Source organism: Collinsella aerofaciens, from assembly GCF_020181355.1.
Lineage (GTDB): Bacteria > Actinomycetota > Coriobacteriia > Coriobacteriales > Coriobacteriaceae > Collinsella.
The window spans coordinates 157,078-183,386 of sequence record NZ_CP084004.1 but is presented as its reverse complement, the minus strand read 5'-3'; the positions used below and the strand labels follow the sequence as shown (position 1 = coordinate 183,386).

At 61.6% G+C, this 26,309-nt stretch carries 29 protein-coding genes and 1 pseudogene; 25 read left to right on the top strand and 5 right to left on the bottom strand.

All coding sequences use genetic code 11. From position 1 onward, the window contains the following. The first annotated feature begins 108 nt into the window (after positions 1-108). The 12 genes and pseudogenes from rplC (at position 109) to rplX (ending at position 5,897) form a co-directional block, all read left to right on the top strand. Positions 109-729: a 50S ribosomal protein L3 gene (rplC, locus tag LCQ44_RS00815; protein WP_035137484.1), complete on the top strand. Its 621-nt coding sequence runs from the start codon at positions 109-111 to the stop codon at positions 727-729. Positions 730-775: 46 nt separating this feature from the next. Continuing rightward, positions 776-1,402 (top strand): 50S ribosomal protein L4, encoded by a 627-nt coding sequence (rplD, locus tag LCQ44_RS00810; protein ID WP_006235032.1) that lies wholly within the window; start codon positions 776-778, stop codon positions 1,400-1,402. Further along, entirely contained in the window at positions 1,403-1,690 is a 288-nt protein-coding gene (gene rplW / locus LCQ44_RS00805; RefSeq protein ID WP_006235033.1) for a 50S ribosomal protein L23, read from the top strand. Between the two features lie 179 nt (positions 1,691-1,869). Continuing rightward, positions 1,870-2,700, top strand: a complete 831-nt coding sequence (rplB, locus tag LCQ44_RS00800; RefSeq protein ID WP_118079381.1) for a 50S ribosomal protein L2 — start codon at positions 1,870-1,872, stop codon at positions 2,698-2,700. A gap of 32 nt (positions 2,701-2,732) precedes the next feature. Further along, positions 2,733-2,993: a 30S ribosomal protein S19 gene (gene rpsS, locus LCQ44_RS00795; RefSeq protein ID WP_006235035.1), complete on the top strand. Its 261-nt coding sequence runs from the start codon at positions 2,733-2,735 to the stop codon at positions 2,991-2,993. Positions 2,994-3,007: 14 nt separating this feature from the next. Further along, positions 3,008-3,379 carry a 50S ribosomal protein L22 gene (gene rplV, locus LCQ44_RS00790; RefSeq protein WP_006235036.1) on the top strand — a complete coding sequence of 124 codons (372 nt, stop codon included), beginning with the start codon at positions 3,008-3,010 and terminating at the stop codon, positions 3,377-3,379. Between the two features lie 6 nt (positions 3,380-3,385). Further along, positions 3,386-4,096, top strand: a complete 711-nt coding sequence (gene rpsC / locus LCQ44_RS00785; protein ID WP_006235037.1) for a 30S ribosomal protein S3 — start codon at positions 3,386-3,388, stop codon at positions 4,094-4,096. Beyond that, a pseudogene (gene rplP, locus LCQ44_RS00780) lies at positions 4,096-4,512 on the top strand (50S ribosomal protein L16); the annotation flags it as partial. The gene rpsC and the pseudogene rplP, both read left to right, overlap by 1 nt. An 86-nt stretch (positions 4,513-4,598) precedes the next feature. Next, complete coding sequence (rpmC, locus tag LCQ44_RS00775) at positions 4,599-4,814, top strand: 50S ribosomal protein L29 (protein ID WP_006235039.1); 216 nt, start codon at positions 4,599-4,601, stop codon at positions 4,812-4,814. A gap of 16 nt (positions 4,815-4,830) precedes the next feature. Next, a complete protein-coding gene (rpsQ, locus tag LCQ44_RS00770) occupies positions 4,831-5,091 on the top strand; it encodes a 30S ribosomal protein S17 (protein WP_006235040.1) in 261 nt (86 codons plus the stop codon). 118 nt (positions 5,092-5,209) lie between these two features. Further along, positions 5,210-5,578 (top strand): 50S ribosomal protein L14, encoded by a 369-nt coding sequence (rplN, locus tag LCQ44_RS00765; RefSeq protein ID WP_006235041.1) that lies wholly within the window; start codon positions 5,210-5,212, stop codon positions 5,576-5,578. 13 nt (positions 5,579-5,591) lie between these two features. Then, positions 5,592-5,897, top strand: a complete 306-nt coding sequence (gene rplX / locus LCQ44_RS00760; protein ID WP_006235043.1) for a 50S ribosomal protein L24 — start codon at positions 5,592-5,594, stop codon at positions 5,895-5,897. A 767-nt stretch (positions 5,898-6,664) separates the two neighbouring features. On the opposite strand, the gene LCQ44_RS09985 is transcribed toward rplX, so the two are convergent. Then, on the bottom strand, positions 6,665-6,766 hold the full coding sequence (locus tag LCQ44_RS09985) for an IS3 family transposase (protein ID WP_231501554.1): 102 nt from the start codon (positions 6,764-6,766) through the stop codon (positions 6,665-6,667). A gap of 329 nt (positions 6,767-7,095) precedes the next feature. On the opposite strand from LCQ44_RS09985, the gene LCQ44_RS00745 reads away from it, so the two are divergent. The 8 genes from LCQ44_RS00745 (at position 7,096) to LCQ44_RS00710 (ending at position 15,129) form a co-directional block, all read left to right on the top strand. Next, positions 7,096-7,440 carry a 5'-methylthioadenosine/S-adenosylhomocysteine nucleosidase gene (locus LCQ44_RS00745; RefSeq protein ID WP_158551150.1) on the top strand — a complete coding sequence of 115 codons (345 nt, stop codon included), beginning with the start codon at positions 7,096-7,098 and terminating at the stop codon, positions 7,438-7,440. Between the two features lie 193 nt (positions 7,441-7,633). Next, the gene (locus LCQ44_RS00740; protein WP_225093827.1) at positions 7,634-10,375 is read left to right on the top strand and encodes a PRD domain-containing protein; all 2,742 of its coding nucleotides are present in this window, start codon (positions 7,634-7,636) and stop codon (positions 10,373-10,375) included. Between the two features lie 123 nt (positions 10,376-10,498). Then, positions 10,499-10,972 carry a PTS sugar transporter subunit IIB gene (locus tag LCQ44_RS00735; RefSeq protein WP_089572478.1) on the top strand — a complete coding sequence of 158 codons (474 nt, stop codon included), beginning with the start codon at positions 10,499-10,501 and terminating at the stop codon, positions 10,970-10,972. 9 nt (positions 10,973-10,981) lie between these two features. Continuing rightward, positions 10,982-11,767, top strand: a complete 786-nt coding sequence (locus tag LCQ44_RS00730; protein ID WP_225093826.1) for a PTS mannose/fructose/sorbose/N-acetylgalactosamine transporter subunit IIC — start codon at positions 10,982-10,984, stop codon at positions 11,765-11,767. Between the two features lie 2 nt (positions 11,768-11,769). Beyond that, positions 11,770-12,603: a PTS system mannose/fructose/sorbose family transporter subunit IID gene (locus tag LCQ44_RS00725; RefSeq protein ID WP_089572476.1), complete on the top strand. Its 834-nt coding sequence runs from the start codon at positions 11,770-11,772 to the stop codon at positions 12,601-12,603. A gap of 26 nt (positions 12,604-12,629) precedes the next feature. Next, entirely contained in the window at positions 12,630-13,028 is a 399-nt protein-coding gene (locus LCQ44_RS00720) for a PTS sugar transporter subunit IIA (RefSeq protein WP_089572475.1), read from the top strand. Positions 13,029-13,040: 12 nt separating this feature from the next. Beyond that, positions 13,041-14,165, top strand: coding sequence for a glycoside hydrolase family 172 protein (locus LCQ44_RS00715; protein WP_172676343.1), 1,125 nt, complete (start codon positions 13,041-13,043; stop codon positions 14,163-14,165). A gap of 79 nt (positions 14,166-14,244) precedes the next feature. Beyond that, positions 14,245-15,129, top strand: coding sequence for an ROK family protein (locus LCQ44_RS00710; protein ID WP_199407873.1), 885 nt, complete (start codon positions 14,245-14,247; stop codon positions 15,127-15,129). A gap of 116 nt (positions 15,130-15,245) precedes the next feature. On the opposite strand, the gene LCQ44_RS00705 is transcribed toward LCQ44_RS00710, so the two are convergent. Then, a complete protein-coding gene (locus LCQ44_RS00705; protein WP_117797428.1) occupies positions 15,246-15,488 on the bottom strand; it encodes a DegV family protein in 243 nt (80 codons plus the stop codon). Between the two features lie 624 nt (positions 15,489-16,112). On the opposite strand from LCQ44_RS00705, the gene LCQ44_RS00700 reads away from it, so the two are divergent. Beyond that, positions 16,113-17,192 (top strand): Gfo/Idh/MocA family protein, encoded by a 1,080-nt coding sequence (locus tag LCQ44_RS00700; RefSeq protein WP_117647565.1) that lies wholly within the window; start codon positions 16,113-16,115, stop codon positions 17,190-17,192. Positions 17,193-17,195: 3 nt separating this feature from the next. Next, positions 17,196-17,942, top strand: a complete 747-nt coding sequence (locus LCQ44_RS00695) for a DeoR/GlpR family DNA-binding transcription regulator (RefSeq protein WP_225093825.1) — start codon at positions 17,196-17,198, stop codon at positions 17,940-17,942. Positions 17,943-18,372: 430 nt separating this feature from the next. Here the strand turns inward: LCQ44_RS00695 and LCQ44_RS00690 are convergent, their stop codons facing one another. Beyond that, entirely contained in the window at positions 18,373-19,032 is a 660-nt protein-coding gene (locus LCQ44_RS00690) for an RluA family pseudouridine synthase (protein WP_225093824.1), read from the bottom strand. Positions 19,033-19,047: 15 nt separating this feature from the next. Continuing rightward, a complete protein-coding gene (locus tag LCQ44_RS00685; protein WP_225093823.1) occupies positions 19,048-21,543 on the bottom strand; it encodes a U32 family peptidase in 2,496 nt (831 codons plus the stop codon). Positions 21,544-21,842: 299 nt separating this feature from the next. On the opposite strand from LCQ44_RS00685, the gene LCQ44_RS00680 reads away from it, so the two are divergent. Beyond that, entirely contained in the window at positions 21,843-22,220 is a 378-nt protein-coding gene (locus tag LCQ44_RS00680; protein ID WP_055285184.1) for a RidA family protein, read from the top strand. 112 nt (positions 22,221-22,332) lie between these two features. Here the strand turns inward: LCQ44_RS00680 and LCQ44_RS00675 are convergent, their stop codons facing one another. Next, a complete protein-coding gene (locus LCQ44_RS00675) occupies positions 22,333-22,989 on the bottom strand; it encodes a helix-turn-helix transcriptional regulator (RefSeq protein ID WP_225093822.1) in 657 nt (218 codons plus the stop codon). A gap of 351 nt (positions 22,990-23,340) precedes the next feature. Here LCQ44_RS00675 and LCQ44_RS00670 point away from each other — a divergent pair, with 351 nt between their 5' ends. Further along, positions 23,341-24,735, top strand: a complete 1,395-nt coding sequence (locus LCQ44_RS00670; protein WP_225093821.1) for a uracil-xanthine permease family protein — start codon at positions 23,341-23,343, stop codon at positions 24,733-24,735. A 195-nt stretch (positions 24,736-24,930) separates the two neighbouring features. After that, the gene (ssnA, locus tag LCQ44_RS00665) at positions 24,931-26,286 is read left to right on the top strand and encodes a putative aminohydrolase SsnA (protein ID WP_225093820.1); all 1,356 of its coding nucleotides are present in this window, start codon (positions 24,931-24,933) and stop codon (positions 26,284-26,286) included. Positions 26,287-26,309: the final 23 nt, after the last annotated feature.

The window sequence follows — 26,309 nt, the reverse complement described above, 5'->3', positions numbered from 1 at the left end:
ACGCAATACAAGACTGGGGAGCACGTCGTGTAAGTAGTGGTCCTCTAGGGGCGTACGCTCGGTGGTGTACGCATTGTCCCAAGACCACGCGAGAGTTGGGATCATATCTTGATCAGCATGATTCTCGGCCGCAAGATTGGCATGACCCAGGTTTGGGACGAGGACGACAACGTCGTTCCCGTCACGGTCATCCAGGCTGGCCCCTGCGCTGTCTCGCAGGTTAAAACTCAGGCAACCGACGGCTATGACGCCGTCCAGATCGGTTTCGGCGACATCAAGGCCAAGAACGTGAACAAGCCCATGGCTGGTCACTTCGCCAAGGCCGGCGTCGAGCCTGTCCGCTTCCTTCGTGAGGTCCGCGTCGAGAACGGCGAGGAGCACAAGGTCGGCGAGGTCGTCACCGTCGCTGATTTCGCTGATGTCGAGAAGGTCGACGTCATCGGTACCTCCAAGGGTAAGGGCTTCCAGGGTCGCATCAAGCGCTGGGGTCAGCGCCGCGGTCCTATGACGCATGGTTCTCACTTCCAGCGTCACCCCGGTTCTATCGGTCAGTGCGCCTATCCTGCGCGCGTCCTCAAGGGCGTCAAGATGGCCGGTCACATGGGTAACGAGCGCGTTACCGTCAAGAACCTTTCCGTTGTCCGCATCGATGCCGAGCAGAACCTCATCTTGGTCAAGGGCGCTGTCCCGGGTGCCAAGAATGGTCTCGTCGCCATCCGTATGGCCTAAGGGCCCAGCCCATTTAGCCCAGCGTCATACCAAGGAGAACACTTAAATGGCAAAGTTTGAAGTAAAGAACAGCGAGGGCAAGAAGGTCGCCGAGGCCGAGCTCGCCGCTGAGGTGTACGGCATCGAGCCGAACATCCACGTTATGCACCACATCGTCAAGTGCCAGATGGCCTCTTGGCGTCAGGGCACCCAGTCCGCTAAGGGCCGCTCTGAGGTTTCCGGTGGCGGCAAGAAGCCTTGGCGTCAGAAGGGCACCGGCCGTGCCCGCCAGGGTTCCATCCGTGCTGCCCAGTGGCGTCACGGTGGCGTTGTCTTCGCCCCCAAGCCCCGTTCCTACGCTAAGCGTATGAACAACAAGGAGGTCAAGCTGGCTATGCGCTCCGCGCTGTCCGCCAAGCTGGCCGATGGCGAGCTCGTGCTCGTCGACGACTACGGCTTCGAGAAGCCTTCCACCAAGGCTGCCGTCGCCATGCTCAAGGCTCTCGGCCTTGAGGGCAAGCGTCTGACCATCATCGTCCGCGATGAGGACGTCAACGCCTACCTGTCGTTCCGCAACATTCCCAAGACGTTCATCATCACCGCCGACGAGGCCAACACCTACGATCTCGTCAACAACAACGCTGTGCTGATGCCCGCCGACATCGCCGCTCACTTCGGGGAGGTGCTTGCATAAATGACCGCCCACGAGATCATCATCCGTCCGATCGTGTCCGAGCGTTCCTTCTCCGGCATGGAGCAGAACAAGTACACGTTCGAGGTCGCCAAGGATGCTAACAAGTATCAGATCAAGGACGCTGTCGAGGAGATCTTCGGCGTCAAGGTCGTTCGCGTGAACACCCTGACGGTCAAGCCCAAGACCAAGCGTGTGCGCTATGTCGCCGGCAAGACCCGTTCTTGGAAGAAGGCCATCGTCACGCTGGCCGAGGGCGACACCATCGAGGTCTTTGGCAACCAGGCCTAAGACTCGCTGCTGTTGAGTGAGCTCATGCCTCCCAAATAGGGGAGGCGAGAGCTCAAGGTTTTGGGCGTATAAAATGGACACGCCCGGAGCCGTGTATACGTCCGGTGTCATCGCACCCGAGGCAGAACCTCGAATCCCTGTCTGCGATGGCTAACGGATTCCTATTGAAAGGGATTGTAATGGCTGTAAAGCACCTTAAGCCGACCTCCGCTGGTAGGCGTTGGCAGACGATCTCCGACTTCTCCGAGATCACCTGCACCAAGCCCGAGAAGTCTCTTCTCGAGCCCCTGCCCAAGAAGGCCGGTCGTAACAACAACGGCCGCATCACCACCCGCCACCAGGGCGGCGGCGTGAAGCGTCGTTACCGCGTGATCGACTTCAAGCGCAACAAGGACGGCGTGCCCGCCAAGGTTGCCACGATCGAGTACGATCCGAACCGTTCCGCTCGCATCGCTCTGCTGCACTACGCTGACGGTGAGAAGCGCTACATCTTGGCTCCCAAGGGCCTCGAGGTTGGTCAGACCATCATGTCCGGTTCTGACGCCGACATCAAGCCGGGCAACGCTCTGCCCCTCGCCGACATCCCCGTCGGTACGCTCATCCACGCCGTCGAGTTCCAGCCGGGCAAGGGCGCTGCTATCGCCCGTTCCGCCGGTAACTCCTGCCAGCTGATGGGTAAGGAGGGCAAGTACGCTATCGTCCGTATGCCTTCCTCCGAGATGCGCCGCATCCTCGTTACCTGCCGCGCCACCGTCGGTGAGGTCGGCAACGCCGATCACGCCAACATCGTCATCGGCAAGGCCGGCCGTAAGCGTCACTTGAACGTGCGCCCGACCGTCCGCGGTACCGTCATGAACCCTGTCGACCACCCGCACGGCGGTGGCGAGGGCAAGAACCACACCTCTGGTCGACCCTCCGTTACCCCCTGGGGTAAGCCGACGAAGGGCCTTCGTACGCGCAAGAAGAAGAAGGTCTCGAACCAGCACATCATTCGTCGCCGTAAGAAGTAATTTCGGATACCGAGTTTTAGGAGAAAGCACTTATGAGCAGAAGTCTCAAAAAGGGCCCGTTCGTGGAGACTCGCCTTCTCTCGCGTATCACCGCGATGAACGAGGCTGGCAAGAAGGACGTCGTGAAGACCTGGTCCCGCGCGTCCACCATCTTCCCCGAGATGGTTGGTCACACCATCGCCGTCCACGACGGCCGCAAGCATGTGCCCGTGTATGTTACCGAGTCCATGGTTGGTCACAAGCTCGGCGAGTTCGCGCCGACTCGTACGTTCCGTGGCCACAAGGCCAAATAGGGGGTTAACCGTAAATGGCAACTAAGTCTATTGAAACTGAGGCCACCGAGGTTCGCGCCGTCGCTAAGTACGTGCGTGTTTCCCCCAGCAAGGCCCGCCTGGTGGTCGATCTGATCCGCCGCAAGCCTGTCGCTCAGGCCTTCGACATCCTCCACTTCTGCGACCGCGCCGTCGCCGTGGATGTCGAGAAGGTTCTCCGTTCCGCCGTTGCGAACGCCGAGAACAACAACGGTCTGCGTGCCGACAACCTGGTTGTCGCCGCTGCCTATGTTGACGAGGGTCCGACGCTTAAGCGCATCCGTCCCCGCGCCAAGGGTTCCGCTTCTCGCATTCTGAAGCGTACTTCCCACATCACCGTCGTCGTTGCTCCTCGAAAGGAGGCGTAAAGCTGTATGGGTCAGAAAGTCTACCCCACCGGCTTCCGTCTTGGCATCACCGAGAACTGGCGCTCCCGCTGGTTCGCAGAGAAGGATTACGCTAAGACCCTCGGTAACGATCTCGAGATCCGCAAGTACCTCGAGAAGCGTCTTTCCCGCGCAGCTGTCTCCCGTGTCGAGATCGAGCGCGCTGGTGACAAGGTGAAGGTCATCATCCTCACTGCTCGCCCCGGCGTTGTCATCGGTAAGAAGGGTGCCGAGATCGATACCCTCCGTACCGAGCTCGAGAAGGTCGCTGGCGTCTCCAAGGGCCAGCTCTCCGTCGACGTTGTCGAGATCAAGCGCCCCGAGCTTGACGCCAACCTCGTTGCTCAGTCTATCGCCGAGCAGCTCGAGGGCCGCGTTGCCTTCCGTCGCGCTATGCGCAAGGCTGTCCAGTCCGCCCGCAAGGCCGGCGCTAAGGGCATCCGTATCCAGTGCTCCGGTCGTCTCGGCGGTGCCGAGATGGGCCGTCGTGAGTGGTACCGTGAGGGTCGCGTGCCTCTGCACACCCTTCGTGCCAAGATCGACTACGGCACGGCTGTCGCCAGCACCACCATGGGCGCTTGCGGCGTGAAGGTCTGGATCTACCTGGGCGAGAAGCTCCCGGGCCAGCCTGTTCCCAACCCTGCACTCGAGGGCTCTTCCCGTCCTCGTCGTCGTAACTCCGAGAGGAGGGGTCAGTAGTGCTTGCCCCTAAGCGTATTCTTCACCGCAAGGTGCAGCGTGGCTCCATGAAGGGCCAGGCCAAGGGTAATACCGAGCTGCATTTCGGCGAGTTTGGTATCCAGGCTCTCGAGGCCCATTGGATCACCAACCGTCAGATCGAGGCCGCTCGTATTGCCATGACCCGCTACATGAAGCGTGGCGGTCGTGTCTACATCACGATCTTCCCCGATAAGCCCATCACCAAGAAGCCTGCCGAGACTCGCATGGGTTCTGGTAAGGGTAACCCCGAGGAGTGGGTGGCCGTCGTCAAGCCCGGCCGCATCATGTTCGAGGTCAAGGGCGTGCCCGAGGAGGTCGCTCGCGAGGCTCTGCGTCTTGCACAGCACAAGCTTCCCATCAAGACCAAGATTGTTGCTGCCAAGAACGCCGAGCAGCGCATCGAGAAGGAGATGGCTGAGGAGGCCGCTCTCGAGGCCAAGTGGGCTGCTGAGGACGCCGCCGCCGCCAAGGAGGAGAACTAATGAAGCCCGCAGAGATTCGTGAGCTCTCGGACGCTCAGCTCGTTGAGAAGCTGAAGGAAATGCGCGCCGAGCTCTTTAACCTTCGTTTCCAGATGGCCACCAGCCAGCTGGACAACACCGCTCGCGTCAACACCGTGAAGAAGGACATCGCTCGCGTCCTCACGGAGCAGCGCGCCCGCGAGATCGCAGCGGAGAAGTCCGCTGTCGCCGAGTAGGACCTAAGGAGAGAACATGACTGATTCGCGTAACTCGCGTAAGGTCCGTACGGGTGTCGTTACCTCCGTCTCCGGTGCCAAGACCATTGTTGTCACCATCACCGAGCGCAAGCGTCACCCCAAGTACGGCAAGATGATGACCAGCTCCAAGAAGCTGCACGCTCACGACGAGGAGTGCACGGCTGGCGTGGGCGACACCGTCCGCGTTATGGAGACCCGTCCTATGTCCAAGATGAAGCGTTGGCGCCTCATCGAGGTCGTCGAGCGCGCTAAATAAGCAGTCGCTCTTACGACTTGTACGTTTCCGAAGATGTGCGTATACCTGGCTTGCATACCACGGGCCGTATAAAGGCTGCGCACCTCTCTTCGGTTCTTAGTTCGGAGGAACATCTACCATGATTCAGATGCAAACCATGCTGAACGTCGCCGACAACTCCGGCGCTCGCAAGATTCGCTGCATCAAGGTGCTTGGCGGTTCCAAGCGTCGTTATGCAGGCATCGGCGATGTGTTCATCGGTGCTGTCCAGGAGGCTACCCCTGGCGCCAACGTCAAGAAGAAGGACGTTGTCCGTTGCGTCGTCGTTCGCACCGTTAAGGAGATCCGCCGCAAGGATGGCTCCTACATTCGCTTTGATGAGAACGCCTGCGTTGTCATCAACAACGATGGTTCGCCCGTCGGCACCCGTATCTTCGGGCCCGTCGCTCGCGAGCTTCGTGACAAGAAGTACATGAAGATCGTCTCGCTCGCTCCCGAGACCCTGTAGTTAGGGGAGATATATGTATATCAAGAAGGGCGATAAGGTCCAGGTTCTCTCTGGTAAGGATCGCGGCAAGCAGGGCGTTGTCCTGCGTGCTCTCCCTGCCGAGAACAAGGTCGTTGTCGAGGGCGTTTCGGTCGTCAAGAAGGCCGTTAAGCCCAACGCTGCCAACCAGCAGGGCGGCATCGTTTCGCAGGAGGCTCCCATCGACGCCTCCAACGTCAATCTCGTTTGCCCCGAGTGCGGTAAGGTTACCCGCGTCGGTCACGAGAAGGACGGCAAGAACAAGCTGCGCGTCTGCAAGAAGTGCGGCCACAAGTTCTAAGCTGCCCGCAACATCAAGTTGCTAGCAAAGGCCCGGATGCCACGGCACCCGGGCCTTTTTCTATCCCCACTCGATGGCTTCGGTTCTGCCGTCCCGTCATTCCGGTTGCATCCAGTTTTCGGTGCCGTCTCGAATCGAGTGCCGCCAGGTGATACCCTGTCGCGTTTCGTCGGCTTCGGGGACAAAAGTCGGGACAACTCCAAAAACTATTTTCGAACTCAGGGCTTTGAGTTTTTGTTTTTGTCCCAAAGGGCGCGGCGGGATGCCTTTGGAGGCTCGATAGCGCCGAAAACGCCCGTTTTGAAACTTAAATGCCTTTTCGCGTGCAAGCCGCCAGCTGCAATAGGAAGTGAATCAACGCAGGTGGCTTTCAAGCAGTTTGCAAAACTGCAGGTCGCAGGTCTTCATTGCCAGTAGGAGAAATGAGTAGTCTCAGGTGGCTTGCCCATGAGTTGACGAACGGGATTTGAGATTACGCTGACGTCCGGAAACGCTTCGAGCACGGCGTTACGTTTTTGGGGTTTGGGCGTAGCCCCTGCACCCGCGAGCGCGGGCCTTAAGCCCGCCGAGAGGGTGACGCGTCGAAAACGAAGGGGAAAGAGAGAAGGGGCCGTCCCTATCATTCAGGTTGCGACCGAAGAAGACAAGGAGACCCCCTGAGCCTGAATGATGCCCCACAGACCGCGTCCGACCGAGCTCAAGCCGAGCTTTTCCTGACGTCCGCCTTCGCGAAGATGATGGCTGGATTGGCTATGGATTGGCAACACTTATTTGGACGATTCCGGGAGGGACGGCCCCGCCTCCCTGAACTCGACCGGCGACATGTAGCCCAGCGTCGAGTGGATCCTGAAGTTGTTGTACCAGTGCACGTAATCCAAGAGCTTGGCTCGGAGCTCGCGCGTCCCTCCTCGGTCCTTCGGAGTGGCCGACGATCTCCCCGTTGCAGAGGTCGACGAGCAGGCAGACGTAGTTCCACGACGCCCCGACGCGCACGCAGGCCAAGTCGCTGCATATATGGGTGCACGGCGCCCTGCCGCCGAAGCCGCGCGCGACGACGTTCGACACGTCGGCCTCGTTGACCGCCCCGGGGTGCACCTTGAACCTCTTCCTGCCGTATGCGCCGGCCAGGCCGTTCTCCCTCATGATGCGGCAGACGCGGCACCGGCTGACGGTAACGCCCGACCTCCCGGGCGACGCCTTGATCTTGCGCGATCCGTTCCGGCCCTTGCTGGCGGCGTGCGCCGCCGCGGCCGCCGTCGCCCCCGACATTAAGGTCCTCAAGGGCCGCGTCGTCTCCGGCGACCAGTTCGTCTCGCCCGCGGAACAGAAGGAGCGAATCCTCGCGGCCTTCGGCGACCTGTGCTGCGAGATGGAGGGCTGCACCATCGCGCAGGCCTCCTATCTCAACGGCGTGCCCCTCGTCGTCGTGCGCGCCATCAGCGACAAGCCCTGCGCCGAGGGCCGGGTCGTCGACTACAACACCTTCGAGAAGAAGGCCGCCTGCGACTGCGCCCGCATCGCCGCGCGCATGGTTAAGCTTTAGGCCCGGCGCGCCGGGGCCCTTTCCAAAGCGAAGTGTCGAGCCGAAGTGTTGAGCGTCGGCCCTGAATGTTCAATGGCCGTTGTTTTCTGCCCCTCAAGTGGTGGACTTTTCCTCGGAGCTGTTGATTCCCCCACGCGCCCCCTTCCGTTCTCTGTTCTCCCCTTATACTCCTTGTACGAGGAGGTAAGAAGTCATGGACAAGACCACACAGGACAGCTTGGCAAAGAAACCCGTCGACATGAGGGACAGGATTCTCGAGCATCTCGAGGCCCTCACCTCTGCCGTCTCGCTCGACGACCTTGCCCGTCTGTCCACCTCCGACATCGCCGAGACGCTCATCATCCCCAGGAGCCTGGCGAGCCAGTACCTCAACGACCTTGTTCGCGCCGGTCTTGTGGTTAAGGTGGCGGGCAGGCCTGTCCGTTATTTTCATCGCCGCGCGTTCCAGAAGCGTTTTCAGGTAAAGCTCTCTGCAAGCGAGTATGCCTCGCTCGCCGACCTCATCCAGGCGACGGGAATCGCCGATCACCGCGACTTCGCGCGTGCCGTGGGCTTCGACATGAGCCTCAGCTCCGTTGTCGAGCAGTGCAAGGCTGCGGTTCAGTACCCTCCGTTTGGCCTGCCCATCCTCTTGAGCGGCGGCGTGGGTGTCGGTAAGTCTTTCCTTTCTCGCCTTGTGTACGAGTACGGCAAGAACCAGGGCTTGCTGTCCCGCGACTCCTCCTATGTGCGCATCGACTGCGCCGGGGTCCCGGACGCCGCCTCGTTCAACGGGCTTCTTGACGAGTCGATCGCGAAAGCGCGCGGGGGTGTGGTCTTTGTCAACGGCATCGAGGCACTCTCTCCCTCTGCGATGGAGCACTGCCTTGCGACGGCCCTCGGGCTCGATGCCTCCCAGGATGCGCCGCGCGCTCGCCTCGTTCTTTCGACGACGCTTTCCGCCGATGACCTGAAGGTTTCCTCGGCCTACAGCAAAATGCCCATCTGTGCCCGCGTCCCCTCACTCAAGGAGCGGACCCCCGAGGAGCGCGAGGATCTCATCTTGAGCTTCCTGCGCAGCGAGGGGTGCCGAATCGGTTCTGATGTGAAGATCAGCCGCGGCGCATACCGTTGCCTCGTGAACGCGGACTTTTCCGATAACATCGCCGGCTTGCGCGCCTGCGTGACGAACTGCTGTGCCAAAGCGTTCCTCAATCGCGAGGGCGACTACGTCGTCGTTCGCCCGTATCTTCTTCCCAGCGGGCTCCTCTCCTCCGCGCAGATCGATCAACAGCCCGACGATGGCGTTCTGATCGACGCGTCTCTGGATGCCGCCGAGAGCACAGGGCCGGTCGAGCAGGCGCTCGATGCCCTGTGCTCCCTCGATGAGCGATTCTGCGCCGGGGAGCTCTCTGTCTCCGAGCTTGTCTCGCAAGCTGTCTCCGCTGTGCGCGGCGTTGAGGATCACTTGATCTTCGACCACGGCGTCGCCTCCTCGAGGTCGCGCGCCTTCGAGCGCGTCGTGGGCGCGGTCCTTGCCGACGCAGGCTCTTCTTATGGCATCGAGCTTTCGAGGAAGGTCGCTTTTCTACTGGCCCAGGAGATTTGCCTGCAGTTGTGGCCGGGTATCGGCCTGGCTAAGCGAAAGTCTGCCTGTGCGGAGCAAATCTCCCATCTCCTCGGTGCCGTGACCTCCGAATTGCCGTTTGCCTCGAGTGTCTCCGATCAGGTCGCCGCAGACGTGGAAGGGGCGCTGGGAATCTCGCTCGATCACTTCACGAAGACGCTTCTGACGCTGTGCGTCGCATCGGAGTCTCGCGATGCGAAGGCCCTTCGGACGCTCTGCGTCATCTTGTCCCACGGCTACTCAACGGCGACGAGCATCGCCGACGCGGCGAACCGTATGCTCGGCATGCATGTGTACGAGGCTGTCGACATGCCCTACGACCAGCAGCTGAAGGACATCGTCGGTCCGCTCCAGCGCCTCGTCGACCGCCATTCCTACTGCACCGGGGTCGTGTTCCTCGTCGACATGGGCTCCTTGGAGGAGGCCTATAAGGCCCTCGAGAACGTTACCGACTCCACTATCGGCGTGGTGAACAACGTCTCTACCGGTCTTGCGCTCGAGATCGGGGTCGGGCTGCTCGGCGGCAAGTCCATCGCCGAGGTTCTTGGCGATGCGACCGCCGCGTGCGTGACGCACTGCAAGGTGATCGAGCGCGTCAACCGTGAGGACGCCATCGTCTTCTGCTCCGAGTCCGGGGTCGACGCCGCGGAGAGGATACGCCAGCTCGTCTCGCAGAGCCTCCCGCGCACCATAGGCGCGCGCCTGCTCACGAGGCCCTTCAAGCAGCTCGTCGCGAACGGGTCGAACGACGCCGTTTTCTCCGAGCACCGCGTCTGCGCCGTCATCGGCACGGGAGACCCCGGGGTCGCCTCCGTCCCCTTCGTCGCCCTCGAGGACATCATGTCGACGGCGTCCGCCTCTAAGGTTGATGCCGTGTTCGGCAGGTGGCTTGACGCTTCCGAGCTCTCTTCTTTCCACGAGAAGCTGCTCTCGAACATGACGCTGCAGAACGTCATCCGCTCCATCACCATCCTCGACCCGGAGCGGCTATTCCATGAGATCGAGAGCGCCGTGCACGAGCTTCAGCGCAGGACAGGCGAGAAGATCGGCAGCAACGCCATCATTGGGCTCTACGTTCACCTCTGCTGTCTCGTCGAGCGCCTTGTTACCAGAAACCCCATTGAGACCTACGTTGGCCAGGACCGCTTCGAGGAGGAACGCGCCGATTTCATCGAGTCCTTCAGGCAGAGCTTCTCGAGCATCTCGACGCGCTATCGCGTAGAGGTTCCCGTAAGCGAGATCGCATATGTCTTCGACTACATAAGCGTGAGCGCCGCCCCGGCGCGAGAAGAGCGCCTCGGCTCCTCGGACCTCCTGCTCGACGAGTGACCTTCCCCACGCCGCCGCAAGCTGACCGCGCGTCCTCAATAATCCGATAACCCCTTGCCCGGCGCGAATCCGGATAGCGCCGAGGCAGTACCGAACGCAAAACTTCATTTGATAGGAGCAAACATGAGTGTTGTTATGGCACGAATCGACAATCGCCTGCTTCACGGCATCATCGTGACGCAGTGGGCCCCGGTGTCGGGCGCGACCCGAGTCATGGTCATCGACGACAAGGTCGCCGGCGACGAGGTCCTGAAGTCCACCATGAGGATGGCGCGCCCCGCGGGCATGGCCGTTTCGATCATCTCCGAGCAGACCGCGCTCAAGAACTTCGCCGCGGGCAAGTACGACCGCGAGAAGGTCTTCGTCATCGCCAAGGAGCCCGAGACGATGCTTCGCCTGGTCGAGTCGGGCGTCGAGCTCCCGTCGCTGGTCGTCGGCGGCTCGCTCGTCAAGGAGGACGGCATCCAGCTCACCCAGCGCGCCTACGCCTCCGCCGAGAACGTCCAGAGCTACAAGGCGCTCATCGCCCGTGGCGTCAAGGTGACGGCCCAGTTCGTGCCCGCCGACAAGCCCGTCTCCGTCGCAGACCTCATCTAAGGGGGAAATATGGTCAACTTCACTATCCTGCAGGTCGTCCTTTTGACCCTGCTGGCCTTCATCAAGCACGTGGACTACTACGGCATCCCGATGATCTTCGTCAATTACGCCGTTTTCTGGGGCCTCATCACCGGAGTCGTCATGGGCGACTGGAAGACCGGCCTTGTCATCGGCGGCACCATTCAGCTCATGCAGCTCGGCGTCGCGGGCTTCGGCGGCTCCTCCATTCCCGACTACGGCACGATGGTCATCATCGCCACCGCCTACGGCGTGACCCTGGGCTCCGACACGGGCCTCGCCATCGGCCTGCCGGTCGGCATGCTCGGCATCCAGCTCGACGTCGTCGCCAAGATCCTCAACGGCTTTGTCGTCGAGAAGTCCCAGAAGTTCTGCAACGAGGGTAAGTTCAATCAGATGAACGCCATCCTGTGGGTCTGCCCCGCGCTCTTCGGCCTGTGCGCCGCCCTGCCCGTCTTTGTCTCCGTGACGCTCGGCCAGCCCGCCGTCAACTGGCTCCTCGAGGTCATGCCCCAGTGGTTCCTCTCCGGCCTCACCCTCGCCGGCAAGATGCTCCCGGCCGTCGGTATCGCCATGCTGCTCCGCTACATGCCAACCGCCAAGTACTTCCAGTACCTGCTCGCCGGCTTCTTCCTCTCGGCCTTCCTGAACGTGCCCATCATCGGCGCCGCCATCGTCGGCGTTGCCCTCGCGATTGCGTTCTACCAGCGTGCCGAGAGGGACACCGAGCTCGCCGCCCACGCTTCCGCAGACGCCTTCATCGGAGAGGATGAGTAACCATGGAAAACGAGAACATCACCGCCGTCGCCGAGGGCAAGCCCTCCGGCTACAAGGTCACCAAGAAGGACCTGCGCAACGCGAACTGGCGCTGGCTCATGAGCGTGTGCACCTTCAACTACCAGACCCAGCAGGGCGCCTCAGTCGCCTACGCCCTCTCGCCGGTCCTGAGGAAGATCTACACGAACGACGAGGACTATAAGCAAGCGCTCAACAACCACTTCCGCTACTACAACACCCAGCCTTGGCTCGCCGCCATCATCCTTGGCGCCTGCGTGGCCATGGAGGAGCGCGACGGCCTAGCGGCGGCGGACGCCGTCCAAGACCTGAAGATCGGCACCATGGGACCGCTCGCCGGCGTCGGCGACTCCCTGCTCATGACCATGATCCCGACCATCATGGGCTCCATCGCCGCCTACATGGCCATCGAGGGCAACCCCGTGGGAGCCGGCATCTGGTTCGCGCTCATCCTGGCCATCTTCTGGGTCCGCATGCACGCCCTCGAGTTCGGCTACAAGCAGGGCGTGAAGCTCGTCACCGACTTCAGCGAGAAGCTTCCCAACCTCACTGCCGCCGCCTCCGTGCTCGGCCTCACCGTGGTCGGCTGCCTCATCGCCTCGGTCATCGGCGTCACCTGCCCGATTAGCTTCAGCTTCGGCGACGTCGCGATGGAGATTCAGCCGCTGCTCGACAAGATCCTGCCTGCCATGATCCCCGCCGCCATCACGGGAAGCGCGTATTACCTTCTTACCAAGAAGAACGCGAGCATGACGGCCCTCATCCTCGTGGTGATCGTCCTCGCGATGGTCGCCTCCGCCGCCGGCATCCTCGCCTAGCTTCGACCCAAGAGATTGGTGAATCAATGAGAAAGATAGTTGTGGCGAGCCATTCCCTTCTCGCCCAGGGCTTCAAGGACACCCTCGAGTTCCTTACGGGTAAGGGCGACGCCGTCAACGCCGTGTGCGCCTACGTGAACGACAACGGCGAGGGGCTCGACGCGGCGGTCGAGGCGGCTCTTTCGGGCACTGACGAGGTCGTCGTCCTCACCGACGCGTACGGCGGCAGCGTGAACCAGCGCTTTTCCCGCTTCGCCTCCGACCGGATCCACGTGATCGCGGGTGTCAACCTCCCGCTCGCCATGACGGTCGCGCTCGCGCGCCCCGACGAGAAACTCGACTTCGACGCCCTCGTCAACGAGGCGCGCCAGCAGATCATCTACGTGAACGGTGCCAGTTCCGCCGAGTGCGACGACGACGAATAGAGGAGGTCGACGATGAGAGAGTTCCTTAAGGACGTGTGGATGCACGGCGGTGAGGAAAGCCGCGCCATCACCCCCGAGAACATCACGGGCGAGAAGGGCCGCGCCGCCATGTCGGCCAGCCACCTCGGCGTCGGCCGCAAGGGCTCGTGCTGCGTGCCCCTTGAGTCCGGCGAGACCATCACGCTCGCGGACATCGAGGGCCCCGGCATCATCCGCCACATCTGGATGACCGTCCCCGACAAGACCGCCGCCGGCAGCTTCGTCATGCGTGACCTCGTGCTGCGCTTCTACTGGGACGACGAGGAGACCCCCTCGGTCGAGTGCCCTGTCGGCGACTTCTTCTGCAACGGCTTCGGTGAGCGCGCCATCGTCAACTCGATGCCCATCTGCGTGAACCCGACGGGCGGCATGAACTGCTACTTCGAGATGCCCTTCAGGAAGCACGCCAAGGTCACGCTTACGAGCGAGCACCCCGGGTTCATTAAGTACATCTTCTACACGTTCAACTACGCGCTCACCGACGTGCCGGACGACGCCATGTACTTCCACGCCCGCTTTAACCGCGAGCGCAGCACCCGCAGGGGCGTCGACTACACCGTGCTCGACGGCGTGCGCGGCAAGGGCTACTACGTCGGCACCTACATGGCCCTGTGCGCCCTGGAGCGCTATTGGTGGGGCGAGGGCGAGATGAAGTTCTTCCTCGACGGCGACGAGGAGTTCCCCACGGTCACCTCGACGGGAGCCGAGGACTACTTCGGCGGTGCCTGGGCCTTCCTCGACAGGCCGCCCCACGCGTTGCCCGAGGCGCAGTGCTTCAACACGCTGTTCGCCGGCTACCCGTACCGCTCGACGCGCGACGCCACGCGCGACCGCTTCAGCGCGGGCAAGCCGAACCCGAATCCGATGCTCGCGACTAACGACGACGCGCTGCCCAGGCACGGCCTCTACAGGTGGCACCTTCCCGACCCGATCTCGTTCAAGGAGGACCTGCGCGTGACGTTCCAGGACCTCGGCAACGACGACATCAAGCTCTACGAGCGCGAGGACGACATCTCCACCGTCGCCTACTGGTACCAAAGCGAGCCGCACGCCGTGCTCGCCCCGTTTGCCGCAAGGCAGGACCGCGTGCCCAGGTAGGGTCGCCTCGAAACAAGCCAACGTTATGGGCGCCCGCGGTTGACCATGACTGCGGGCGTCCCTTTGTAAGGAGGATCACATGAGCGAAAAGCAAATGAGGCTCGGCGCCCTCGAAGCCGGCGGGACCAAGATGGTCTGTGCCGTGGTGTCCGGCGACGGCGAGGTCCTCGACCGTATGGAGACCCCGACGCTTACGCCCGCCGAGACCGTCCCGCAGATGATCGAGTGGTTCACCGCCCGCGATGTGGACGCGTTGGGCATCGGCGCCTTCGGCCCGACCTGCGTCGACCCCAACGACGAGCGCTACGGCTCCATCCTCCAGACGCCCAAGCTCGCGTGGCGAGGCCATGGTCTTCGCGCCGCGTTCGCCGACGCCCTCGGGATTCCGGTGGCCTACGACACGGACGTGAACGTTGCCTGCCTCGGCGAAGTGGTCTTCGGCTGCTGCAAGGGGCTCGAGGACGCCGTCTACGTGACCATCGGCACCGGCGTGGGCGCGGGCGTCATGTGCGCGGGCAGACTCCTTCACGGCATGCTGCACCCCGAGGCCGGTCACATGCTGGTAAGGACCCGTCCCACCGAGGAGGGACGCTGCGTCTGCCCGAGCCACGCGAGCTGTCTCGAGGGGCTCGCCTCCGGCCCCGCCATCGCCGCGCGCTGGGGAAAGCCCGCGGCCGAGCTCGCGGACAACGATGAGGTGTGGGCGCTCGAGGGGGATTATCTGGGGCAGATGTGCGCGAACCTCGTGCTCATGTACTCGCCTCGCCGCATCGTCCTCGGCGGCGGCGTGATGCACCAGGAGCAGCTCTACGGCATCGTCCGCAAGAAGACCCTCGAATATCTGGGTGGCTACATCCAGACCGCCGAGCTTAAGGACATGGAGAGCTACATCTGCGCCCCGGGCTGCGGCGGCGACCAAGGAATCCTCGGCGCGGCCGAGCTGGCAAGAAGGGCGCTCGCGTAACTTGCGCTCTCTCCGCCATACAACGCGTTAAGAAAAGACGAGCGCTTCTTGCCAATTGAGCGGCAAGAAGTGCTCGTCTTTTGCATTTGTTTTTGGGGCAGGACGCCCCGCCTCCGCTAGAGTCCCTGGACCGCCACACCCACGAGGTTTGGACCGGTGTGGACAAGAAACGCGGGGCTGATGTCGGAGCGGACGACCTCCACCGCGTTGGCCACGCACTCGCACAGGGCCTGCTCCATGCGGTCGTAGAGGTCGGCGTGGGCCGAGGTGCGGCTCGCGGCAAAGCGCACCTTGGGGTGCTTCTCGACGATGGCGGCGATGAGCTTGACCTCGGTGCGATGCGGTACTTGCACAGCCATTTCGTGTACGCGAGGCTGTTGGCTTTCTGGGCCACAGCAATCACCTTCCCCCTAGTATGATGACCTGAACAATCCTCATGCTAGGGGGAAGGTTTTTGTCGCGTAGCGGAAATTGGCCTCCACCCGCTGAGCGGGTGGCTTTCTATGCCGCGCGTGCCGCGCGGCACGGACTAAAGTCCATGAATAAAAACGAGGAAGGCCACGTCCGGCCTCCCTCGCAAAGGGTCTCTGATTACTCCCACTCATTGGGGACAGACTTAAATGAGTGCTCTTGAAATGCCGGCGCCTGGGGACGTTCTTTTTCTGTCTGCAGTTTGGAACGTTCCTTTTCTGTCGGCAGTTTGGGACGGTCCTTAGAGCTGCAGCGCGCCATGAGCGAAGGCGAAGCGGATCATCCTGTCTTTTGAGTTCTAAGCATAAGCCCCTGTCTCTGAGCAATGACCGGTTCGCATTTGTGCGTATTTGCGTGCGTGGGATTGCGTGAATATGCGTATAGATGCGCCGTTTACGGGACAAAAATGACCGTTTAGCGGTGAGATACGCAAAAACGCGCACAGACGCGCGTGTTTGTGCGAATATAGAGCTATCCGAAATGCAAGACGTTCTATGACACAGGAGGCACATATGGTAGATTCCAAGCAGGCTCCACTCGACTCCGCGGCAGCCGCAAAAGCAGCGTTCGCTTCGGTCCAGGACAAGCCATTCCCCGATGATATCTTTACGGCTCCCGAGCTTCGTTGGGCTGTGATCGGGTGCGGCGTTATCGCCAACCAGATGGCCCAGTCTCTCGCTCTTGCCGGCCGCAAGCTTGCGGGCGTCGCCAACCGTACGCTGTCCAAGGCTCAGGCTTTTGCTGAGCAGTATGGCATCGAGAAGGTCTATGAATCGGTTGAGGACCTCTACGCCGATCCGGGCATCGACGCCGTCTATATCACCACGCCGCACAACACGCATATCACCTATCTGCGTGACGCGCTGGCCGCCGGCAAGCACGTGCTCTGCGAGAAAGCCATTACCCTCAATTCCGCTGAGCTCGACGAGGCGCGTGCCATCGCCGACGAGCACAACGTCGTCCTCATGGACGCCACCACGGTGCTTCATATGCCCTTGTATCAAGAGCTGCGCCGTCGCATGGATGCCGGTGAGTTCGGCCGCATGAACCTCGCCCAGCTCAACTTTGGTAGCTACAAGGAGTACGGCGATCTGACCAATCGCTTCTACAACCGCAACCTTGCTGGCGGTGCCATGCTCGACATTGGCGTGTATGCCCTGTCCGTCATGCGTCTCTTTATGGCAAGCCAGCCCATTGAGGTCGTTTCGTTGGGCAACACCTGTGAGACCGGTGTTGACGTTGCGGGCGGCATCGTCTGCCGTAATGCCGAGCAGCAGCTGGGTGTTGTGAGCCTTACGCTTCACTCCAAGCAACCCAAGCGCTCGATTATTAGCTTCGATAAGTGCTATATCGAGGTCAACGAGTATCCGCGCGCCGATCACGCGACCATCGTGTGGACTGCGGACGGCCACCGCGAGGAGGTCCACGCCGGCACCGAGGCTTACGCCCTTTGCTATGAGATGGCCGATCTTGAGAAGGCCGTTGCCGGCGACGACTCTAAGCGTGAGCTGCTGGATTATGCTTCTGATGTTATGGAGCTGATGACCAAGCTACGCGCCGACTGGGGAGTCGTGTACCCCGAGGAGGAGTAAGCGATGCTAGCGGAAGATAGGCTCAACGCGATCGTGTCGATGGTTCAGCAGACCGGCTCGGTTACCGTGCCGGAGCTTGCCGAAGCCCTGGGCGTGACGGCGTCTACCATTCGGCGCGACCTGCAGACGCTCAATCGCGCACACCGTATCGCCAAGGTGCACGGTGGGGCGACGAGCCTTGAGCGCGCGCACGTGACGCGCGACCTAACGCTTAATGAGCGCAGCGATCTCCATAACGACGACAAGGAACGTATCTGCGCCCGTGCGGCGGCACTTGTGGAGCCCGAGAGCTTTGTATACATCGACTCGGGTTCGACGACGCTCAGGCTCATCGAGCATCTTCCACACCTTGAAGATGTCACCTATGTGACCGATTCCGTGCTCCATGCTCAACGCCTTGCTTTGCGCGGCATGCGTACCGTGGTGCTGGGTGGCGAGCTCAAACCCGAGACCGAGGCGCTCGTTGGCCCCGATGCCTTGGCAACCTTAGACCGCTACAACTTCAACTGTGGCTTTTGGGGCTCTAACGGCATTGCCGCCGAGCAGGGCTTCACGGCGCCCGATATCGAGGAGGCGCAAGTAAAGCGTATCTCGATGCGCCATACGGCCAAGCGCTTCGTAATCTCGGACGCCAGTAAATTTGGCATGGTGGCGCCCGTCAAGTTCGCGGACTTCCGTGACGCAACGATTATTACCGCAGGCGATGTCCCTGCCAAGTACCGGGCAATGGACAACGTCATCACGGTCTAACAGCAAGGGACGGGCTAAGACCAAAACCACCACAAAGGTGCCTGTCCCCATTGTGGTGGTTAGTAACGAAAACCGAGTAGTTTTCTCAATAGAAAAGCGGCAACGTCCATCACGGGCGTCGCCGCTTTCGTTGTCTGCCGGTTTGTCTAAGTCTGTAACAACTGGACCGTTAAAAGTGGGCTAGGTGTTACAGATCGAGATACTTACGAACCGCGCCGTCCCTTTGTCTCAATCTGTAACATCTGGGACTGATTTTGCCGAGTTACTGTTACAGATTGAGATTATTCCCTTGAGGGGATTCGAATGTCTCGATCTGTAACAGATAGACCGGAAAATGGGTTCTAACTGTTACAGATCGAGACGTTTTGGGACCGCGGCTGAGCCATCGCGGCAAAACCATCATAAAGGTGCCTGTTCCCATTGTGGTGGTTTAGGGCTCCCAGGGGCAAGGGGCTTCGATGTGGATGTGCTCGCCGGTTACGGGATGCGTGAAGGACACGCTGTGGGCATGGAGCATGAGGCCGCAAGGAAGCGGCGTGCCGTACAGGTCGTCGCCTACCAGGGGATGACGCTCGCTCGCCAGATGCACACGGATTTGGTGCTTGCGGCCGGTGAGCAGCTCGACATCGATATACGAGCGCGTGGGCAGACCACGACGGCTCTTAAGACGCTTGAGCACCTTCACGCGCGTTTGAGACGGCTTGCCGCTGGCGCCGACGCGCATCTTTCGACTGTCGTGTCGGTCGCGGGCGATGGGCTTGTCGATGAGCTTTTCGTTCCAGTCGATCTTGCCCTCGGCGAGCGCCAGGTAGTGCTTTTCGAAAGCGTGGTCGATGACCATCTGGTCAAAGGCGGGCTGCGTCTGCTTGTCGAGCGAGAACAGCACCACGCCGGTGGTGTCGCGGTCCAGGCGGTTGAGCGGCTGCATGTCGGTCGCGGCAAAGCCGTCGCCCATCGCCAGCAACAGATCGCTGGCGTAGTCGGTGAGCGTGCGCTCGCCGGTGCCGTCGCCGTGGACAATCATGCCGGCGGGCTTGTCGATGGCCATGAGCCAGGCGTCGCAGTAGAGGACTTGAGGTTCTTCGTTCACGTGTAAGCCTTTCGGTTAGCTAATTCCCACAAACATGCAGCCCGAGGTCGCCCCGCGTAGGCGGGCGGCGGGCTTGCGGCCGGCCTGCGCTGCTTCGACGGCGCGACGGACGCGGGCGACGGCACGGCCCACCTCATCCGTCTCGAGCAGCGTTCCGTCCACCATGAGACGACGCACGCCGGCATCGAACAGCTGAGGAACCTGCGGCGTGAGGTCGATGGGGTAGGCATCGTACAGGCGAGAGCGGCCGTGGATGTCGGTGCGGACGGGCATGACCTTGCCGTCGATATTCTTGAGCGAGAGCTTGCGGGCACGCAGACAGCAGTTGGCACAATCGTGGATGCAGCCGTTGGCAACCTGCAGAATGCAATGCTCGCTTGTCATGACGCGCGGGCGGCCAAAGACGGTGATGCCCAGAGCCGCGGGCGCGTCGGCGCCGAGTGAGACGATCTCGTCGAGCGTGATCTCGGGCGAGAGCCAAAACGCACCGGCTCCGCGCTTGGCAAGTGCCTCCATGCAAGGCGTGTTGTGCACGGGCAGGCAGGAGCGAATCTCGGCCGTGGCGCCAACCTGGGTGGCCAGGGCAAGCTCGGAGATATTGCCGACGGCGACAGTCGCTCCAGCCTGTATCCACGGGTCGACACGTACGTGGTCGACGGCGCGGCAGACCTCATCGAGCACGGGTACGATGCCCTGCTCAAACGCATCGGCGGGGGAGAGCTCGGCCGCATCGAGCGCGTCGGTGGTCATGTAGATGCGCGATGCACCCTCCGCGCGCGCTGCCTCGGCGGCCTCGAGCGAGGTGACGGTGGCGCAGATCTGCGGCTCATCGCGGTAGTGCTCGGGCGCGGGGCGGGAATCACTGGTAATAATCGCCGGCAGCTCGAGCGTTCGGGCGCGCTCCTCGTACGGCTCCAGAATGGTCTCCTCCAGCGACTTGCAGGCGGCGGCACGTACCCTGTGCACGGCGGAGAAGCCCATGCCGCAGCCCTCATCGAGCGCCACCTCAAAGCTTGCAGCCTCAAAGGGCGAGGAGCCCATGCGGCCCACATGCTCCACCAGATCGGACGCCTCAACCGCGCGGGTCTTGGCGGCCTCGACGGTAAAGCCCGTGGCCGTGGCGGTGAGCGATGGGTCGTCGCAGCAAGTAAGCGTGACGGCAAACGGTTCACCCAAACGCGCCACAACGGTTACATCTACGGCACGGCGGCGCAGCACGTCGCGCTTGAGCGCGGCGCCGGCGGCGTCAATAGCGCGCTGGCTGCGAATCACGCGCACGCGGCAGCCCTCGGGCATGCTGCGGGGCACGCGGCACTCGATGACGTCGCCGACGGCGGCATCATCGGCGGCGATGGTGGTCAGGAACTGGTCAAACTCGTCGTCATGACGAAGCTCCAGCAGGTCGCCCTTGCCCACGGGCTCAAACAGCTCAATGCGGGCGATGGCGGCGCGGCGACGGCGGTCGTCGGGCTTGAGGCCGCGCACATCGCGGTTGGCCAGGCGGCTGCCGAGCACCGTGCCCACGATCTGGCCGCGGTTGTTGGAGCGCTCGTAGCTCATCATCTCGTCACCCGAGGTGCCGTCTTGGTAGGCGTGCGTAAAGTCACGGTTAAAGCAGCGCTTGAGCTGGCGCTGGCGGGCGGCCTCTTCATCCTTAGAGGTCGAAACATTGGCCAGCATGTCATCAATCTGATGACGATACACGTCGACGATGGAATACACGTAATCGGGGGCCTTCATGCGGCCCTCGAGCTTGAGCGACGCGGCGCCGGCGTCATACAGACGGCGAACGAGCTGCGAGGTGTTGGTGTCGCGCGGGCACAGCGCGCGCTCGCGACCGGCAGGGGAGAGCGAGCGGCCGTTCTCGTCGATCAGCTCGTAAGGCAGGCGACAGGGCTGGGCGCACATGCCGCGGTTGGCCGAGCGACCCGCCATGGCAAAGCTCGACAGCAGGCACAGGCCCGAGTAGCAAAAGCAGATGGCGCCGTGGCTAAAGACCTCCAGGTCAACGTCGGGCGCGGCGTCGTGGATGGCGGTGATCTCATCGATGGAGAGCTCGCGCGAGAGGGTCACGCGGTCGGCGCCCTGCTCGCGGCACCAAAGCGTTCCGCGGTCATCATGGATGTTCGCCTGAGTCGAGATGTGTGTCTCGATGCCGGGCATGGTGCGCTTGACCTCAAAGAACAGGCCCCAGTCCTGGATAATAAAGGCGTCGGCGCCCAGCGTGGAGCAACGATGGATGAGCTGCAGCGCATCGCTCATCTCGGATTCCTTGATGACGATGTTGACCGTGACGTAGACGCGCGAGCCGGCCAGGTGCGCAGCGCGGCAGGCCTGCTCAAAGGCCTCGTCGGTAAAGTTTGTTGCCTTGCGGCGGGCGTTGAAGCTGCCCATGCCGCAGTAGATGGCATCGGCGCCGGCAGCGAGTGCGGCGGCAAAGGGCTCCGGGCCTCCGGCGGGGGCCAAGAGCTCGGGTCTGCGGTTGGTGGTTCGACTGGCGGTTGCGGTCATATCCTGCCTTTCAAAATGCTCAGATACTCAAAAGTATAGTGGCGCCGTCGCGATGGGCGATGCCCGCAGCCTAAGCAGGACAAAGTCTTCAGCAGCTTGGACTGGCTGCTCCACATGAGAACCGTTCAGCGGTTCGGAGAAACCGTTGGGCGATAAAATATTCTCGCAAGCTGATAATATTCTTGCATCGCACGGAAACCTTGAGTACTATCCCAATCAAGCGCGGTGTTCAGACCGAATTGTGCCTCCCGGTGCGAACGCCGCGCTCACGCTCTCTATCTGATCGTAAGGAGAAAAACATGAGCAAGACCGTCGTGTCTTCCGATAACGCACCGGCCGCCATCGGCCCGTATTCCCCCGGTATCCAGGCCGGCAACATGGTGTTCCTGTCCGGCCAGCTGGGCATCGACCCCGCGACCGGCAAGATGCCCGAGGGCGTCGAGGCCCAGGCCAAGCAGTCCCTCGCCAATGTCGAGGCCCTGCTGACCGCTGCCGGCGCCACCTTTGCCGATGTCGTCAAGACCACGGTCTACCTGGCCGACATCGCCGACTTCGCCGCCGTGAACGAGATCTACGCCTCCAAGTTCGAGGCCCCGTTTCCCGCGCGCAGCGCCTTCCAGGTTGCCGCCCTTCCGGCTGGCGGTCTGGTCGAGATCGAGGTCGTCGCCGCCCTCTAAGGTGTTGGCAACAACTAAACATGACATGCAAAAAGACCCTGCAGCGCGTGCGAGCTGCAGAGTCTTTTGTTAAGTGAGGAATCGCTTGTGGAGCCGCGCTCCATTTTGCTCGTTAGCCCTCCTTGCGAACTTTTTGCAGGTAGCGGTAGACGCTGGGCTCCGAGATGCCCAACGCGGTGGCGGCGCAGGCCACGGCGCCCTTGAGCATGAACACCCCGTTGCCGTTGAGGTGGCGAATGACGTCCACGCGGTCGCTTTGACCAAGCGACGTCACATCCAGCCCGCGAGCGCTCAGCAGCTCGGCAATGCTGCGGTCGATGAGCTCCTGTGTGGACTCCGAAAGGCTTTCGACCTCGATAGAGGCGGGCTCCGTGCGCGTCGGCGCCGCGTCGAAGCACGCCATGAGCTGCTGTGCCATGGCGTTGATGGAGCGCACGGTCGAGAGGTCGGTGTTGACGCAGAGCATGCCGACGATCTCGTCATTCTCGCGGATAAAGTACGTCGCTGACTCCAACGTCTTGCCACCGGCACCGCGGCCCTCGTAGCCCGTAATAAACGGCAGGTCGCGATACTTGGCGTCGTGCATGATCTTGAGCGCCAGATCGGTGGCGGGACCGCCGACCTTGCGGCCGCTCACGATACCGTTGCGGATATCGACGATGGCGTGGTCGGGATCCGAGAAATCGTGCAGGACGATTTCGCTGTTCTTACCGAGTACCTGCTCCAGGAAATCGACCATCGGCAAAAAGCGACGTACGGTCTCGTTCACGGGCAACTCCTTTGGGTTCTATCGAAGTGTTCATAACAATTTTTTATCATGGTAACACGCTGCCCATCATCTCGTATATCCGCAGGTACATTGCGTAATGCAGACGAACGGTAGGAATTTAGCGGTAAACGGTTGACCAAAAGAAATGTTAGATGTTATTTTGACCAGACACTTTCCTGACCTGCGGAAATGCGTAATTTCAGCTGAAGAATAGTCTGATAACAAAAAATTATTATTGAGAATGAGAATCATCTTTAATACGATATGCAATGAAGGCACAACCTCAACCCCGCACTGCGTCACAATAGAGCGTCAGATGCGAAAACAACTACTTCGAGGATTGGTGGTCAAATGACCCAGGAGACGGTTACGAACGGTACTGAAGCCCTGTTCACTCGCGAAGGCATGCCTCCCGTTAAGGAAATGATCCCGTGTGCCCTTCAGCACGTACTGGCATCGTTTGCCGGCATCATTACCCCGGCGGTCATCATGGCCGGCGTCTACGGCTTTAATAGCCAGCAGAGTACCGACATCATCCAGGTCGCGCTCATTCTTTCGGCGATCGACACGGCCCTTCAGGCCTTCGCTCCCTTCCGTCGCATCGGCGGCGGCCTGCCCATCGTCATGGGCGTTTCGTTCGCGTTCCTGCCGGCCCTGCAGGCCATGGGTGCCTCGGGCTTTAGCTTTGGTGCGCTGCTGGGTGGCGAGATCGTCGGCGGCGCCGTCGCGGTCCTCTTTGGTCTGGCCTACAGCAAGATCAAGTGGCTGTTCCCGCCCGTCGTGACCGGTACGGTCATCTTCTCCATCGGCGTTTCGCTGTATCCCACGGCCGTCAAGTATATGGCCGGCGGTATGGGTACGCCGCTGTGGGGCACCCCGCAGGCCTGGTGCGTCGCTCTTATCACCTTCGCCGTGGTCTTTGCGCTCGCCAACTTTGGCAAGGGCACGCTCAAGCTGGGATCCGTGTTCTTTGGCATGATCGTTGGCATGATCGTCTCCATCCCCTTTGGCATGATCGACTTCTCCAGCGTCGCCACCGCTCAGGTCTTCGCTCTTCCCAAGCTCATGCCCTACGCGCTCAAGTTTGATCCCGAGGTCTGCATTACCCTCGCCGTCGTGTTCCCCATGGTTGCCATCCAAGTTATCGGTGACGTCTCCGCCGCCTGCCTGGGCTCCATCGACCGTATGCCCACCGAGCGCGAGCTCTCCGGCGCTATCGTGTCCCAGGGCCTCACCTCTATGGTCGGCGGTCTGCTGGGCGGTCTTCCCACCAGCGCCCTTGGCCAGAACGTGGGCATCATCTGCTCCAACAAGGTCGTCAACAAGTGGGTCTTTGTGATCATTGCGGCCGTCTTTGCCATCGCCGGTCTGTTCCCGCAGCTCTCTGCCGTCCTTTCCGCTATCCCGCAGCCCGTCATCGGCGGCGCGACCGTCGGCGTCTTTGGCACCATCACCATGAACGGCGTGCGCATGTTCACCCGCGAGGGCCTCACGCAGCGCACCACCACCATCGTCGGCACCTCCGTCGTCTTTGGCCTGGGTATCTGGATGGCCAGCGGTTGCCTTGCCGGCGAGGGTATGCCCGCCTGGGTGTCCACCGTCATCGGCTCCAATGCCGTAACCCCCACCGCCATCATGGCCATTGTCCTTAACCTGATCCTTCCGCAGACGCCGGTCGTGGCTCAGCACATCGATGCTGCCAAGGACGCTGCCGTGGATCTGGTCTTGCCCGAGAGCAAGAAGTAACCAATTCGGTGCTATTCGTCGGCGGACGCATCGCCTCGTCCGCCGACGCCATGCGGTACCAAGCCGCACTTCAAAGGGTTTGTCCCTTTGGTGAAGCGTTGACGGGAGAGGGCCCGTTTCCGGTGTAGGCCGGCGCTTCGCACTCCGCCATGTCAGAGGTGTCAAACCCCGCCTCTGATGTTGAAGGGAGCATCCATGCTTCTGGTCGCTAACGGTTCCATCTTTACCCGCAACGCTCAGACCCCGTTTATTCCAAACGGTGCGGTCGCCATTGACGGAGATACGATCGTCGAAGTGGGCCCCGAGCGCGAGCTCAAGGCCAAGTACCCGGATGCCGAGTACGTCGATGCCCAGGGCAACCTCATCATGCCCGGACTTATCAACTGCCACACCCACATCTACTCGGGTCTGGCCCGCGGCCTTGCCATTAAGGGCTGCAACCCCACCAACTTCTTGGAGAATCTCGAGCAGCAGTGGTGGAAGATCGACGACAACCTGACGCTCGACGGCACCAAGGCCAGCGCCTATGCTACGATTTTGGACTCCATCCGCGACGGCGTCACCACGATCTTCGATCACCATGCGAGCTTCTGCGAGATCCCGGGAAGCCTCTTTACCATTAAGGATGCAGCTCAGGAGCTGGGCATGCGTTCGTGCCTGTGCTACGAGGTTTCCGATCGCCGTGGCCAGGAAAAATGCGACCAGGCCATTGCCGAGAACGCCGAATTTGCCCAGTGGGCCGCCAAGGAGCGTCGCGATAACGACAACCACATGATCGCTGCCATGTTTGGCGGGCATGCCACCTTTACGCTGTCGGACGAGACCATGGACAAGATGGCCGAGGCCAACAACGGCCTGACCGGCTTCCACATCCATGTGTGCGAGGGCATGAATGACGTGTGGGACTCCCGCCTCAACCGCGGTGGCATCAGCCCCGTCGAGCGCCTGCTGCAGCACAACCTGCTTGGTCCCGACACCATGCTGGGCCACTGCATCCACGTGACGCCTGCCGAGATGGATATCGTCAAGGAGTCCGGCACCTGGCTGGTCAACAACCCCGAATCCAATATGGGCAACGCCGTGGGCTGCGCCCCCGTGCTCGAGTTCTTCCGCCGCGGCATCCCCGTGTGCATGGGTACCGACGCCTACACCCACGATATGCTCGAGAGCCTTAAGGTCTTCCTGATCATTCAGCGCCACAACGCTGCCATGCCCAACGTGGGCTGGTGCGAGGCCATGACTATGCTGTTTGAGAACAACGCCAAGATGGCGAGCAAGTACTTCGATCGCAAGCTTGGTGTGCTCGAGGCCGGCGCTGCCGCCGACGTTATCGTTATGGACTACAAGCCCTTTACGCCGCTGAGCGAGGAGAACATCGACGGCCACATGCTCTTTGGCATGATGGGCAAAAACTGCCGCACCACCATCATCAACGGCCGCGTCCTGTACAAGGATCGCGAGTTCGTTGGCATTGATGAGGACAAGATCAACGCGTGGACCATGGCTGAGTCCAAGAAGCTCTGGAGCACGCTCAACGATCGCGCCTACTAATTCACAAGTAGATTCGCGTGCGT